The sequence below is a fragment of the Methylobacterium sp. 10 genome (genome assembly GCF_000519085.1).
In the GTDB taxonomy this organism is placed as follows: Bacteria; Pseudomonadota; Alphaproteobacteria; order Rhizobiales; family Beijerinckiaceae; genus Methylobacterium.
Genome location: NZ_KI912577.1, coordinates 429,256 through 442,592, shown reverse-complemented (window position 1 = coordinate 442,592; position 13,337 = coordinate 429,256). Strand labels below are relative to the sequence as shown.

At 67.3% G+C, this 13,337-nt stretch carries 16 protein-coding genes; 10 read left to right on the top strand and 6 right to left on the bottom strand.

Features of this window, described 5'->3' with window-relative positions:
• Positions 1 to 121: 121 nt before the first annotated feature.
• The 3 genes from K368_RS0102035 to K368_RS23700 all read left to right on the top strand — a co-directional run bounded on the left by K368_RS0102035 (position 122) and on the right by K368_RS23700 (position 3,164).
• The gene (locus K368_RS0102035) at positions 122 to 1,000 is read left to right on the top strand and encodes an outer membrane protein assembly factor BamD (RefSeq protein WP_027170925.1); all 879 of its coding nucleotides are present in this window, start codon (positions 122 to 124) and stop codon (positions 998 to 1,000) included.
• A gap of 182 nt (positions 1,001 to 1,182) precedes the next feature.
• Positions 1,183 to 2,856 (top strand): DNA repair protein RecN, encoded by a 1,674-nt coding sequence (gene recN / locus K368_RS0102030; protein WP_027170924.1) that lies wholly within the window; start codon positions 1,183 to 1,185, stop codon positions 2,854 to 2,856.
• Between the two features lie 98 nt (positions 2,857 to 2,954).
• Positions 2,955 to 3,164 carry a hypothetical protein gene (locus tag K368_RS23700; protein ID WP_036265895.1) on the top strand — a complete coding sequence of 70 codons (210 nt, stop codon included), beginning with the start codon at positions 2,955 to 2,957 and terminating at the stop codon, positions 3,162 to 3,164.
• A gap of 22 nt (positions 3,165 to 3,186) precedes the next feature.
• Here K368_RS23700 and K368_RS0102020 read toward each other — a convergent pair whose 3' ends face one another.
• Positions 3,187 to 3,438, bottom strand: a complete 252-nt coding sequence (locus K368_RS0102020) for a hypothetical protein (RefSeq protein WP_051439721.1) — start codon at positions 3,436 to 3,438, stop codon at positions 3,187 to 3,189.
• Between the two features lie 289 nt (positions 3,439 to 3,727).
• Here K368_RS0102020 and pstS point away from each other — a divergent pair, with 289 nt between their 5' ends.
• From pstS to phoB, 6 genes are all read left to right on the top strand, one after another.
• Positions 3,728 to 4,762, top strand: coding sequence for a phosphate ABC transporter substrate-binding protein PstS (gene pstS, locus K368_RS0102015; RefSeq protein ID WP_027170922.1), 1,035 nt, complete (start codon positions 3,728 to 3,730; stop codon positions 4,760 to 4,762).
• A 140-nt stretch (positions 4,763 to 4,902) separates the two neighbouring features.
• Entirely contained in the window at positions 4,903 to 5,877 is a 975-nt protein-coding gene (pstC, locus tag K368_RS0102010) for a phosphate ABC transporter permease subunit PstC (RefSeq protein WP_027170921.1), read from the top strand.
• Positions 5,878 to 5,896: 19 nt separating this feature from the next.
• Positions 5,897 to 6,793: a phosphate ABC transporter permease PstA gene (gene pstA / locus K368_RS0102005; protein ID WP_051439720.1), complete on the top strand. Its 897-nt coding sequence runs from the start codon at positions 5,897 to 5,899 to the stop codon at positions 6,791 to 6,793.
• 46 nt (positions 6,794 to 6,839) lie between these two features.
• Positions 6,840 to 7,658 (top strand): phosphate ABC transporter ATP-binding protein PstB, encoded by an 819-nt coding sequence (gene pstB, locus K368_RS0102000; protein WP_018041940.1) that lies wholly within the window; start codon positions 6,840 to 6,842, stop codon positions 7,656 to 7,658.
• A gap of 85 nt (positions 7,659 to 7,743) precedes the next feature.
• Positions 7,744 to 8,469: a phosphate signaling complex protein PhoU gene (gene phoU, locus K368_RS0101995; RefSeq protein WP_027170919.1), complete on the top strand. Its 726-nt coding sequence runs from the start codon at positions 7,744 to 7,746 to the stop codon at positions 8,467 to 8,469.
• A gap of 90 nt (positions 8,470 to 8,559) precedes the next feature.
• Positions 8,560 to 9,261: a phosphate regulon transcriptional regulator PhoB gene (gene phoB, locus K368_RS0101990; protein WP_018041942.1), complete on the top strand. Its 702-nt coding sequence runs from the start codon at positions 8,560 to 8,562 to the stop codon at positions 9,259 to 9,261.
• 228 nt (positions 9,262 to 9,489) lie between these two features.
• On the opposite strand, the gene K368_RS0101985 is transcribed toward phoB, so the two are convergent.
• From K368_RS0101985 to K368_RS0101975, 3 genes are read right to left on the bottom strand one after another with little or no spacing between them, the layout of a single operon-like run.
• A complete protein-coding gene (locus K368_RS0101985; protein WP_027170918.1) occupies positions 9,490 to 10,209 on the bottom strand; it encodes a cytochrome c biogenesis protein CcdA in 720 nt (239 codons plus the stop codon).
• Between the two features lie 9 nt (positions 10,210 to 10,218).
• A complete protein-coding gene (locus K368_RS0101980) occupies positions 10,219 to 10,608 on the bottom strand; it encodes a thioredoxin family protein (RefSeq protein WP_027170917.1) in 390 nt (129 codons plus the stop codon).
• Positions 10,609 to 10,649: 41 nt separating this feature from the next.
• Positions 10,650 to 11,450: a pentapeptide repeat-containing protein gene (locus K368_RS0101975; RefSeq protein ID WP_027170916.1), complete on the bottom strand. Its 801-nt coding sequence runs from the start codon at positions 11,448 to 11,450 to the stop codon at positions 10,650 to 10,652.
• Between the two features lie 213 nt (positions 11,451 to 11,663).
• Here K368_RS0101975 and K368_RS0101970 point away from each other — a divergent pair, with 213 nt between their 5' ends.
• Positions 11,664 to 12,338 (top strand): Crp/Fnr family transcriptional regulator, encoded by a 675-nt coding sequence (locus tag K368_RS0101970; RefSeq protein WP_027170915.1) that lies wholly within the window; start codon positions 11,664 to 11,666, stop codon positions 12,336 to 12,338.
• Between the two features lie 116 nt (positions 12,339 to 12,454).
• Here K368_RS0101970 and K368_RS25465 read toward each other — a convergent pair whose 3' ends face one another.
• Both K368_RS25465 and K368_RS0101960 read right to left on the bottom strand, forming a co-directional pair.
• Entirely contained in the window at positions 12,455 to 12,904 is a 450-nt protein-coding gene (locus tag K368_RS25465; RefSeq protein ID WP_155934976.1) for a hypothetical protein, read from the bottom strand.
• A gap of 117 nt (positions 12,905 to 13,021) precedes the next feature.
• The gene (locus tag K368_RS0101960) at positions 13,022 to 13,267 is read right to left on the bottom strand and encodes a hypothetical protein (RefSeq protein WP_027170914.1); all 246 of its coding nucleotides are present in this window, start codon (positions 13,265 to 13,267) and stop codon (positions 13,022 to 13,024) included.
• Positions 13,268 to 13,337 lie beyond the last annotated feature (70 nt).

Below are 13,337 nucleotides of genomic sequence, written 5' to 3'. Positions count from 1 at the left end.
GTCGCGTGTGCCCCATCGAGGCACATGGGCCGTGGCACCGTGCCGTCAGCCGCTCGACCGACATTTGTGATGGCTTGACGATGCGGCCCCCTTGACGGGTCCATCTGTTGGGGGAACCGGAATGCGTCTCAACGATCGTAACCGCGGGGCGACGGCAGCCGTGCTCCTGACGCTGTGCGGCCTCGGCCTCGGCGGCTGCGACGCCCTCGACTCGATCAATCCCTTCGCCGAGAAGTACAAGCCCGAGGTCATTCCGGACGTCCCGGCCGACAAGCTCTACAGCGAGGGCCTGGCCAAGATGGAAGACAAGGACTTCGAGGGCGCGTCGAAGAAGTTCGGCGAACTCGACAAGGCCTATGCCTATTCCGACTGGTCGCGCAAAGCGCTGCTGATGACCGCCTACTCGAATTACGAGGGCGCCAAATACGACGACGCCATCAACGCCTCGAAGCGCTACCTCCAGCGCCACCCGGCGAGCAAGGACGCGGCCTACGCCCAGTACCTGATGGCGATGTCGCATTATAAGCAGATCCCCGACGTGACCCGCGATCAGGACCGCTCCGAGAAGGCGCTGGCCGGTCTCCAGGAGCTCGTCCAGAAATACCCGACCTCGGAATACGCCGCGGACGCCAAGGCCAAGATCCAGATCACCCGCGACCAGCTCGCCGGCAAGGAGATGGAAGTCGGCCGCTTCTACCTGGAGCGCCGCAACTTCCCCGCCGCGATCAACCGGTTCCGCGATGTGGTGAGCAAGTACCAGACGACCCGCCACGCCGAGGAGGCGCTGGAGCGTCTGGTGGAGGCCTACATGGCGCTCGGCATCACCGCCGAGGCGCAGACCGCCGCCGCCGTGCTCGGCCACAACTTTCCCGACAGCCCCTGGTACAAGGATGCGTTCGCGCTCCTGCAGAACGGCGGCCTGGAGCCCCGCGAGGAGAAATCCTCCTGGCTCAGCAAGGTCTATCGCGGCGTCATCGGCCGTACCGCCGACGCGCGCTGAAGCGCCCTTCGCCGAAACGATTGCCGGTTCCGCGAGAAAGAGCGCGGCAGACCAGAGCTCTTGAGCGCATCGTCTCGGCCCGCGACGACACGCTTTCGGTGGCGGGCCATTTTTTGGGGTGAAGCGGTCGCCGCTTCGCCGTAAGACGTGGCCACCGTATCCAACGAGGCCAACCCCGCGGCATGCTGAGCCAGCTCGCGATCCGCGACATCGTTCTCATCGATAAGCTCGCCCTGAACTTCCGCGAAGGCCTCAGCGTCCTGACCGGGGAGACGGGCGCGGGCAAATCGATCCTGCTCGACGCCTTCGCCCTGGCCCTGGGCGGGCGCGGCGATGGCGGCCTCGTGCGCCACGGAGAAGGGCAGGGCGGCGTCACCGCCGTGTTCGACGTGCCCCTCGACCATCCCGCCCGCCGCCTCGCCGCCGAGGCCGATCTCGATACCGAGGGCGATCTGATCCTGCGCCGCGTGCAGATGGCCGACGGCCGCACCCGCGCCTTCGTCAACGACCAGCCGGTGGGCGTGCAGGTCCTGCGCGCCATAGGCGCGGCCCTGGTGGAGATCCACGGCCAGCACGACGACCGGGCGCTCGCCGATCCCGGGACCCACCGCGCCATCCTCGATGCCTTCGGCGGGTTGCAGGGCCCCCTCGCGGCGGTGGGGGAGGCGGCCAAGCGCGTGCGCGCCGCCCGCTCCGCCCTGGCCGAGCACCGCGCCAGGGTGGAGGCCGCGCGCAAGGAGGTCGACTTCCTGCGCCATGCGGCGTCGGAGCTGGAGACTCTCGATCCGCAGGCCGGCGAGGAGACCTCGCTCGCCGAGCGCCGTATGGTCATGCAGCAGAGCGAGAAGGTGGCCCGCGAGCTCTCCGAGGCGATCGAGGCGGCGGGCGGTCCGAATTCCGCCGTGTCCCACCTCTCCTCGGCCATGCGCAAGCTGGAGCGGCGGGTGAGCCAGATCCCGGCCCTGGTGGAGCCCTGCATCGCCGCCCTCGACGCGGCACTGTCCGCCCTAGACGAGGCCCATTCCGTCCTCGACACGGCCCTGCGCGAATCCGAGTTCGACCCGCGCGAGCTTGAGCAGGTGGAGGAGCGCCTGTTTGCGCTGCGCGCGGCCTCCCGCAAGTATCAGGTGCCGGTGGACGATCTCGCCGCCCTGCGCCAGCGCTACGAGGCGGATGTGGCTGCCATCGATGCCGGCGAGGAGGCCCTCGGCGGCCTCGAAGCGACGCTGGCGCAGGCCGAGGCGGCCTATGCCAAGGCCGCAACGAAACTCGGGGAGGGCCGCCGCAAGGCCGCCAAAGCCCTCGACCTCGCGGTGAAAGCCGAGTTGCCGCCTCTGAAGCTGGAACGCGCCCGCTTCATCACCGAGATCGTCACCGACCCCGAATCGCGCGATCCGGCGGGCTACGACCGGGTGGAGTTCTGGGCGCAGACCAATCCCGGAACCCGGCCCGGCCCGATGATGAAGGTTGCGTCGGGCGGCGAGCTCTCGCGCTTCATGCTCGCCCTCAAGGTGGTGCTGGCCGACAAGGGCTCGGCCCCGACCCTGATCTTCGACGAGATCGATACCGGCGTCGGCGGTGCCGTGGCCGATGCCATCGGTGCCCGCCTCGCCCGTCTCGCGGCAGGTGTCCAGGTCGTGGCCGTGACCCATGCGCCCCAGGTCGCCGCGCGGGCCGAGACGCATTTCCTCATCGCCAAGGACCCGGTGAAGGGCGGCGACCGGGTCGCCACCCGCGTCTCCGCCTTGGAAGCGCCCGCCCGCCGGGAGGAGATCGCCCGGATGCTCGCCGGCGCCACGGTCACCGACGAGGCCCGCGCGGCGGCCGCCCGCCTTCTTCAATCCACGGATGCTTGACGCGCGATCTTAACCTTCGGTTAACCATCTTGCGCGATGGTATGGGTACGACGCAGGGAATCTTATGGAAACGCGTCGGCACATCGGGAGATCGCGTGATGGATCTGGGAGACGGTGAGACCGATCCCCGGCCCGTGAACGAAGCGGACGGGCTGCCGATTCTAACAAGTCCGACCCGCCACCATCTGGGCGGCACTCTTCGGGCGATCTATGAGGACACGTTCGACACCCAGCCGATCCCCGACGGGCAGATCGACCTGCTCCTGCGCCTCCGGCACAAGGAACGCGACCGCCGCCGCGTGGGCTGAGGCGTCCCCCGGCCTGTCGCCGCTACCAGCGGCGAGCCCCCGGCATGCGCTGGTACTCGGCGCCGCGGATCAAGGTCATCACCGCGTCTAGCTCAGCCAGCAGGGCGCGCTCCTCCTCGCCCGCTTTCTCCACCTCGTCCGGATCGGTCCCGAACTGCCGGCGCTGCTGGGCACGGGAGAGGTCGAGCTCCAAATCCTCCCTGCGTGCATGCAGGGCAAGGAAATCGGCATCGCCATCACCCCCTGTGGGCGTCACGCTCGATTCGTTCTCCAAGTCGCTGACCTTCCAGGACGTCTGGCGAGACGGGCTGCTCCGTCGTCGCCATTGCCGAATCGTATAACGCACGAGGCCGTCAAACCGTGCCGCCTCGTCCGGGCACCGGTCCACACCCCGATTTCTCCCTGTCCCACACTGCTCATGCGGTCAACGGGTGGCCCCTGTCATCGATCTGTCATGGCTCCGTCATAGAGCCAGCATGATCGGGCGGGTAACGGTGCGCTGCAGCAGGATTGCTCTTGCAGCGCGGCACGTACAGCGCCCGGACAGATTACGGAGAGCCACCGTGAAACCCTTCCATTTCGCCCTCGCCATCGGGCTCGCGACCGCTCAGTTCGGCGCCGTCGCCCAGGCCGCCGACATCACCGGTGCCGGCGCGACCTTCCCCTTCCCGGTCTATTCGAAATGGGCCGAAGCCTACCGCAAGGAGACCGGCACGGGCCTCAACTACCAGTCCATCGGCTCGGGCGGCGGCATCAAGCAGATCCAGGCCAAGACCGTCGATTTCGGCGCCACCGACGCGCCCCTCAAGGGCCCGGCCCTGGAGAAGGACGGCCTCGTCCAGTTCCCCACCGTCATGGGCGGCGTCGTCACCGTGGTGAACATCGCCGGTGTCGAGCCGGGCAAGCTCAAGCTCACCGGTGAGCTCATCGCCGACATCTACGCCAACAAGATCACCAAGTGGAGCGATGCCAAGATCGCCGCGGTCAACCAGGGGCTGAAGCTCCCCGACTCGCCGATCACTCCGGTCTACCGTTCGGACGCGTCCGGCACGACCAGCATCTTCACCACCTATCTCAGCGCGGTCTCCGAGAGCTGGAAGAAGGAATTCGGTGCGGCCACCACGGTCAGCTGGCCCGCCGGCCAGGGCGGCAAGGGCAACGAGGGCGTCACCGCCACCGTCAAGCAGGTGCCGAACTCCATCGGCTACGTGGAATCCGCCTACGCCAAGCAGAACAAGCTCAGCTACTCGCTGATCCAGAACAAGGCCGGCAAGTTCCCGGCTCCCGACGACAAGGCGTTCCAGGCCGCCGCCGCCTCCGCCGACTGGAAGGCGGCCCCGGGCTTCGGCATCTCCCTCGTCAACCAGGCCGGCGACGATGCCTGGCCGATCACCGCGGCCACCTTCATCCTCGTCTACAAGGACCCAGCCGATCCGGCGAAGTCCGGCGACGTGCTGAAGTTCTTCGATTGGGCCTACAAGAACGGCGACAAGCTCGCCACCGACCTCGACTACGTGCCCCTGCCCGACAACGTCGTCTCCCTCGTCCACACCGAGTGGAAGGAGATCAAGGGCAAGGACGGAAAGCCCGTCTTCTAAGGCAGCCTTCCAACCGAACTCCCGAACCGCGCGGGCCCGGCAAAAACGCCGGGCCTGCGCCACGAGAGGGCGCGGTGTTGCACCTCGCCACTCGCTACCTCGCACGATACGAGCCCTCAAGGTGAAGAAGCAGACGTCGGATGGCCGCCTTGACTGATCAGATCTCGCTGGCCCGCACGGGCTCCCCAGCCCGCAAGAAGCCGGGCGGCCTCGGCGACCAGCTCTTCCGCGCCGCCTCCTACGCCTCGGCGCTGCTGGTTCTCCTCTTCCTGGCAGGCATCCTCGCCTCCATCGCCTATGGCGGGTGGCCGGCCTTCGCGGAGTTCGGCCTCGGCTTCGTCACCTCCAGCGCCTGGAACATCGGCCAGGAGCAGTACGGTGCCCTCGTGGCCATCGTCGGCACCCTGGTCTCGGCTCTTCTCGCCCTCGTCATCGGCGTGCCGATCTCCATCGGCATCGCCGTCTACCTGACCCAGCTCTGTCCCGGCTGGGCGAGGAAGCCCGTCTCGATGACGATCGAGCTTCTCGCCTCGGTGCCGAGCATCATCTACGGCATGTGGGGCCTGTTCATCTTCGCCCCGCTCTTCGCCCATTACGTGCAGATGCCGGTGTCGAGCCTCGTCGAAGGCCTGCCCATCGTCGGCACGCTGTTCTACGCGCGGGTGCCCTCCGGCGTCGGCATCCTCACGGCGGGCATCATCCTCGCGATCATGATCGTGCCCTTCGTGGCCTCGATCACCCGCGACATGCTCGACCAGATCCCCACGGTGCTGCGCGAGAGCGCCTACGGCATCGGCTGTACCACCTGGGAGGTGGTGCGCCACGTCCTGGTGCCGCAGGCTTCGGTCTCGATCATCGGCGCGGTGATGCTCGGCCTCGGCCGCGCGCTCGGCGAGACCATGGCGGTGACCTTCGTCATCGGCAACGCCAACCGCCTGTCGGGCTCGATCTTCGATCCGGGCTCCACCATCGCCTCGCGCATCGCCAACGAGTTCAACGAGGCCGACGGCCTGCAGCTCAATTCGCTCATGGCTCTGGGCTGCATCCTCTTCGTCATCACCTTCGTCGTCCTGATCGTCGCACGCCTGCTCGTCCGGCGCGTGAAGGTCGCCTGAGCCCTCTGGAGCCCGAACCATGGACGCCGTGAACACCCTCCGGACCAACGACGCGCCGCCGCTCAAGGCCAGCCGCGTCCGGTCGAGCCGCCGCGTGGCGGACAAGATGCTCATCGTCGGAAGCACCCTGGCGACGCTGATCGGCATCGTCGTCCTCGGCTCGATCCTGCTCATGCTCATCGTCGAGGGCGTGAAGGGCTTCTCGCCCCTGCTCTTCACAGAGCCGACCCCCGGCCCCGGATCGGAAGGCGGCGGCATCGCCAACGCCATCCTCGGCAGCCTGGTCCTGACCCTGATCGGCATCGTCATCGCGACGCCGGTGGGCGTCATGGCCGGCACCTACCTCGCCGAGTACGGCCGCCACTCGAAGCTCGCCGACGTGATCCGCTTCCTCAACGACATCCTGCTCTCGGCCCCTTCGATCCTCATCGGCCTCTTCGTCTACACCCTGATGGTGCGGCCGATGGGGACCTATTCGGGCTGGGCCGGCGGTGTCGCGCTCGCCATCATCGCCACCCCGGTGATCGTGCGCACCACGGAGGACATGCTCCGCCTCGTGCCCTCGACCCTGCGCGAGGCCGGCGCGGCTTTGGGCGCACCGCCCTCCGTCGTCATCAAGAGCATCACCTGGCGCGGTGCCAGCGCCGGCATCGTCACCGGCATCATCCTGGCGCTCGCCCGCATCGCCGGCGAGACAGCGCCGCTGCTCTTCACCGCGCTCAACAACAACAGCTGGTTCTCGCCCAACCTCATGGGCGGCATCCCGAACCTGCCGGTCATGATCTACCAGTTCGCCCTCTCGCCCTACTCGAACTGGCAGCAGCTCGCCTGGGCCGGTGCCCTCCTCATCACCGCCACGATCCTCGCCCTCTCGATCGTGGCCCGCTTCGTCATCAAGAGCGAGCGGGCGCGCTGATCCCGCGCCCCCGTCCCTTCCCGCCCTCGACAAGGACACGCACCCGATGAACGCCGCTCCCGCGATCACGCAAGCTCAGCTGACCGGCCGCCACAAGGCCGACGAGCAGGCCCCCGTGCGCATCGCCGTGAAGGACCTGAACTTCTATTACGGCTCGTTCCACGGCCTGAAGTCGGTCAACCTCAACTTCCATGACCGGCAGGTCACCGCCCTGATCGGCCCGTCCGGCTGCGGGAAGTCGACCCTCCTGCGCACCTTCAACCGGATCTACAGCCTCTACCCCGAGCAGCGCGCAGAGGGGCAGATCCTCCTCGACGGCCAGAACGTCCTCGACGCGAAGGTCGATCTCAACGAGCTGCGCTCGCGCATCGGCATGGTGTTCCAGAAGCCGACGCCGTTCCCGATGTCGATCTACGACAACGTCGCCTTCGGCCTGCGCCTCTACGAGAAGCTGCCCAAGGCCGATCTCGACGTCCGCGTCGAGGAGAGCCTGCGCAAGGCCGCCCTCTGGGACGAGGTGAAGGACAAGCTCAAGCAGTCCGGCATGGGTCTCTCCGGCGGTCAGCAGCAGCGCCTCTGCATCGCCCGCACCGTGGCCCAGCGTCCCGAGGTGATCCTGTTCGACGAGCCGACCTCGGCCCTCGACCCGATCTCCACGGGCCGCATCGAGGAGCTGATCGAGCAGCTGCGCTCCGAGTTCACCATCGTTATCGTCACGCACAACATGCAGCAGGCGGCACGCATCTCGCAGTTCACGGCGTTCATGTATCTCGGCGAACTGGTGGAGTTCGGCCCCACCACGCGGATCTTCATGAATCCCGAGAAGCGCCAGACCCAGGACTACATCACCGGCCGCTTCGGCTGAGCCCGCCGGGGCCGCGCTCCGCGGCACCGGTCCCGATCTACGCGATGCAGGCTGCCCGAGGCGGCCTCGGTCGAGGAGTGCGAGCATGCCCAACCACATCGTCAGTTCCTACGATACGGAACTGGAAAACCTGCGCCGCTCGATTTCCGAGATGGGCGGGATCGCCGAGAAGATGATGACCGATTCCGGCAACGCCCTGGTGCGCCGGGACGTGCCCCTGGCGCAGGCGGTGATCGGCGCCGACAAGCGCCTCGACGCCCTCCAGCACGAGATCGAGGAGCGGGCGATCCTGCTCATCGCCAAGCGCCAGCCGCTCGCCATCGACCTGCGCGAGACGGTCTCGGCGATCCGCGTCTCCAACGACCTGGAGCGGATCGGCGACCTGTCGAAGAACGTCGCCAAGCGCGTGGTGGCCATCGCCGAGCAGATCCAGCCGCAGAAGATCGTCGTCGCCGTCCAGCACATGGGCGATCTGGTGCAGGAGCAGCTGAAGGACGTCCTCGACGCCTATGCCAGCCAGGACGTGAAGTCCGCCCTCGACGTCTGGGAGCGCGACGATTCCATCGACGCCCTCTACAACTCGCTCTTCCGCGAGTTGCTGACCTACATGATGGAAGACCCGCGCAACATCTCGTTCTGCACCCATCTCCTGTTCTGCGCCAAGAACATCGAGCGGATCGGCGACCACACCACCAACATCGCCGAGACGATCCACTATCTCGTCACCGGCACCAACGAGCTGGCCGAGCGGGACCGCCCGAAGAACGACGCATCCAACTACGCCACCGTGTCGTTGCCCGTCAGCGCCTGATCGCCCCTCCGGTCGGGCCATTCCGGCACGATCTTCGCGCGGCCGTCCTGTGCGTGACGGGACGGCCGCCATCACCCTGAAAACACCCGCATGAGTACGCGCATCCTGATCGTCGAGGATGAGGAGGCCCTCACCCTTCTCCTTCGCTACAACCTCGAGGCGGAGGGCTTCGTCGTCGATACCGCGGCGCGCGGCGACGAGGCCGACCTGCGCCTTCAGGAGCAGGTTCCCGACCTCGTCCTCCTCGACTGGATGATGCCCGGCCTGTCCGGCATCGAGTTGTGCCGCCGCATCCGTGCCCGGCGCGAGACCGAGCGGCTGCCGGTCATCATGCTGACGGCGCGCGGCGAGGAGGGCGACCGCATCCGCGGCCTCGGCACCGGCGCCGACGACTACATCGTCAAGCCATTCTCGGTGCCGGAGCTGCTCGCCCGGGTTCGCGCGCTCCTGCGCCGGGCCAAGCCCAGCCACGTGGCGGACCTGCTGATCGCCGGCAATATCGAGCTCGACCGCGTCAGCCACCGCATCCGCCGACAGGGCCGCGAGATCCATCTCGGCCCCACCGAATTCAAGCTCCTCGAATTCCTGATGCAGAGCCCTGGCCGGGTCTTCTCGCGCGAGCAGCTCCTCGACGGGGTCTGGGGCCACGACGTCTATATCGACGAGCGCACGGTGGACGTGCATGTGGGCCGCCTGCGCAAGGCCATCAACCGCCCGCGCCAGAGCGACCCGATCCGCACCGTGCGCGGCTCCGGCTATTCCTTCGACGAGATGTTTTCCACGGACGAGTGAGGCCGGGTCCGGCTTCGCGCCGCTCCGTCCGGAACGAGCGCCCCCATCGTGACGAGGGCGGGTGGCCTTGCCTCCGGGCGGTCATCGCGAACCGATGCCGTTCTTGGATAGAGGGAACGGCCGTCGAGCAGATGCGCGAATCCGTCAGCCCTAGTGGGAGAAATCCGACGTTTGGTACTCGCTGCCGGGGCTGCATTCGACCGATAGCAGGCTTTGGGAAGGGCTGCTTTACAGACGAGTCGTCAGGCCGGTGAGCCAATCCGGCGAGGCGTTGACCAGCGCGGTCTCCGCCGCCTTGTCGTAACCCGATGCGATCATCAGGCCGGTAGCGATGAGGATCAGGCCGAGTGCCGCCTTCAGCCCCTTGCCCAGGCCCATCATCCGGTCGCGCCAACGCATCAGGACTTCGCGCGAGAGGGCGCCGAGTAGCAGGAGCGGCAGGGCCGCGCCGAAGCCGAACAGGAGCATGGTCAGCGCCACGACGCCTAGGTCGCGCCCCTGCGAGGCGAGCAGCGAGGCCGCACCGAGGGTCGGTCCGACGCAGGGGCTCCACACCGCCCCGAGCAGCACACCGACGCCGAACTGACCAGGCAGGCCCGCAGTCGAGAAGCCGCCGAACCTGCTCTCCGTCCAGTTGCTCGCCGGGCCGGCTGCTACGGCCAACCGCGTCTGGGCCGCCGGGACCATCAGGACCAGCCCGATCAGGATCAGCATGATGGCCGCGCCGGTCCGGAAGATGCCGGCGTCGAGGCCGATGGCGAAGCCGACGGTCGCCACGAACAGGCCGATGATCACGAACGACAGGGCCAGGCCGGCGGCGAGGGCAGCCGGGCCTAGCCTGTGCTCCGACGCCGCCGCGCCGAGCACCAGCGGCAGCAACGGCAGCACGCAGGGGGACAGCACCGAGAGGATGCCGGCGAGGAAGGCGAGGCCCAGGCTCGTGACCATGGCGTGGCCTCAGATCGCTTTATCGAGGAGCGAGGAGATCGCCTCGGGCTTGGTCTCGCCGGCCGAGCGCCCGGTCTCCTTCTCGCCCTTGTAGGTGATCAGCGTGCTCTGCATCGTGGCGCCGAACTTCTTGACCACGTCCTTGCGGCTGTCGAAGTCGACGTCGAACACCTGAAGGTCCTTGAACTTCGGGTCGGCCTCCAGCTTGGCCAGGATCGGCTTCTGGGCGGCGCAGGTGGTGCACCACGGGGCGGTGATGTGCACCAGGATCGGCTTGTCGGCCTTCTGGGCGGCCTCGAACGCGGCGGGCGTGTAGGTCATCTCGGCGGCGCCGGCGGCGGTGCCGAACAGCATGGGGGCGACGGCGAAGGCGGCGAGCAGGATGCGACGGGTGGTCATGGATGTCTTTCCTTCGTGGATTGGTCGAGGTGAAAGAGGGCTCAGTTCGAGACCTGCGTGATGGCGCGGTCGACGTTCACGCGGGCCGACCAGTCCTTGGCGCTGTCCTGACCCTTGAGATCGATCAAACGGGCGGCGGTGACGTCGACGTTCTTGAAGTCGGCCCCCGCGACGGTCGCGCCGGTGAGGTTGGCCCCCGACAGGTCGGAGCCCATCAGGATCACGTCGGTGAGGTCGGCGTCGGTGAGGTCGGCGTATTCCAGGCGCGAGCGACCGAGGTTCGCCCCCTTCAAATTGGCGCCCTTGAGGTTCACCGAGACGAACACGGCCCGCATCAGGCCCATGGACTGGTTCTTGATATCGGCGCCGCCCTTGAGGTCGACCAGCGTCGCCCCGCTCATGTTGGCACCCTTGAAGTCGCCGATGGGCATCGACAGGCTCAGGTCGGCCCCGCTGAGGTTGGCATCGCGGGCGGTGATGCCGAACATCTTGGCGCCGACGAGCTTGGCGCCGCTGAGGTCGGCCTTGATGAACCAAGCCTGTTCCAGGTTCGCCCCGGTTAGGTCGGCACCGCGCAGGTTTGCCTTGTTGAGGCGGGCGGTGCGCAGGTTGGCACCCTTGAGGTTCAGGCCGGAGAGATCGAGGCCGGCGAGCGCCTTGTCGGAGAGGTCGATGGGCTTGCCGTCTGCCTTGGCGATCAGCGCCTCGACGTCGGCCCGGCTCATCTCGGCCTGGGTCATCGCAGCTGAACCCATATCGGCGCCCAGGAGCAGGTCCTGCTCGGCGTGAGCCGGGGCGGCCAGAAGGACGGAGGCGAGCAGAAGGGGGACGAGGCGGCGCATGGTTTCTCCCGGATCATCTCGCCCTCGTCCATGGAAAGCCTGTGCTTCCTCGAGACGTTGTTCGAGCGGATTTTTGTTCTCTGGAGATGATGGTACTGGGGTCTAATCCCACCGTCTGTGACCCAGGTCACCGATGGCTCCAGAATGCGAAGATCCATTGCTTAAACGGGGTATGGCGGCATCCAACGACCGCTGGCTTCCGGGAGGACGACCATGCAGAGCGCCCATCAGGTCGAGCGCTGGATCGAGCGCTTTCCGCTGGTCCGGAGCTTCAGTGCCAGCCACCTCCAGATCGCCCGCGGCACGGTGCACTTCCCCGTGCTTGAGGCCGGCGCGATTGCCTACGAGCTTCAGGACGCCTGCGCGAACTACCTCATGTGCATAGATGGCCGAACCCGCGTGTTCCGGATGTCTGAAGGCGGACGGGAGATGCTGATTTACAAGGTCGGCGCTGGCGGTACCTGTGTGCTCACCACTCAGTGCCTGCTGTCAGGCGGAGGCTTTCCGGCGCAAAGCATCGCGGAAGCCAGGACCGAACTAGCGGCGCTGCCGGCAGATACCTTTCGCCAGTTGATGCGGGAGAGCGACACGTTCCGGGACTTCGTCCTCGATGACTACACGAGGCTCCTGTCCGGCATGTTCGACTTGGTCGAGGAGATCGCCTTCGCGCCCCTGGAGCAGCGCCTCGCCAGGCGGCTGCTGATCGAGGCCGACGCTGATGGCATCGTCTGGAAGACGCACCAGCAACTCGCATCGGACGTCGGCAGCGTGCGTGAAGTCATCAGCCGCCTTCTTGGTGAATGGGCGGACATCGGGCTTGTCGAGATCCGCCGAGGCCAGGTGCAGGTGATCGACCGGGCGAGCTTGGCAGCGAGAGGACCGAACTGACCCTACGTCAGGTTAAGACCGACCGGTGGAACAGACAAAATGACCAAATCGGGTCGGAGGCGGAACGTCCGCTTCTCGCCGAGGGGCCAAAGTCCGGTTCCCACTCTTTACGGTCCTTACGGCTCGACGCCGACCACTCCCGACCGACAGCCTACGGCGATGGGGCGAGGACCACGCCGGTGGAACAGCGTCCACGCCGGGTCGCCTCCCGCCGTCATGAACGATGCCAGCCGCAGATCGCCTGCCAGCGACAGAACCACCTCCGGTAGACGGCCGAACATCGAGAGGTCCTGGACCGTGCGGCCGAGGAGACGCGCAAAGGTCGGGGACCACAGGTCCTCGTCGCTCCAACTGCCGCAGGCGATGGACCTTCCAGCCTCGATCCGCCAACTCCACTCGATCATCAGGCCGATCTCGCCCTCTGGCTGACCGGGGGAGCCGTCGCGGCGCGTCGTTGATGTCAGGGCGCCAAGCTCGACGAAGAGCGCCGAGCCATGCCCGCGCCACACGTGTGCCACGGCCAACCCACAAGCCGCCGTGCGGAAGTGCTCGATCAAGTCGGTCATAGGGGCGATCATGACCAACTCCGCAGTGTCCGTTCCCACCCATCTCGGACGCTCAGGTCGGGCACCATCGGCCAGATCTCGACGACCGGAGGGCGCAGGCCTCCCGTCGATGCCGGCTCAGCGGTCGAAGCGTCGCATCGAACGGCTGTCCCGCTCGGCGTTGCGCCGGGTCCTGTCATCCGCTCGGGCCCGGTCGCGCTGGACGGTCTCCATACGCCGGAGCGTCTCCGTCTGCTCGCGGTGCGCCCGCGCCAAGTCGCTCACCGCGTTCATCGCACGCACCCGGTTCGCATCCTCTGCTCTTGCGTCGAAGGACCATGCCGCCAGCAAAAGGGCGACGACGGCTGAGATGGGGCGGGGCATCGGGCTGGGACCTCCGGGCAGGATAGGGGTGGATCGCGCTTACTACTCGACATGCACCATAGTGCGTTAA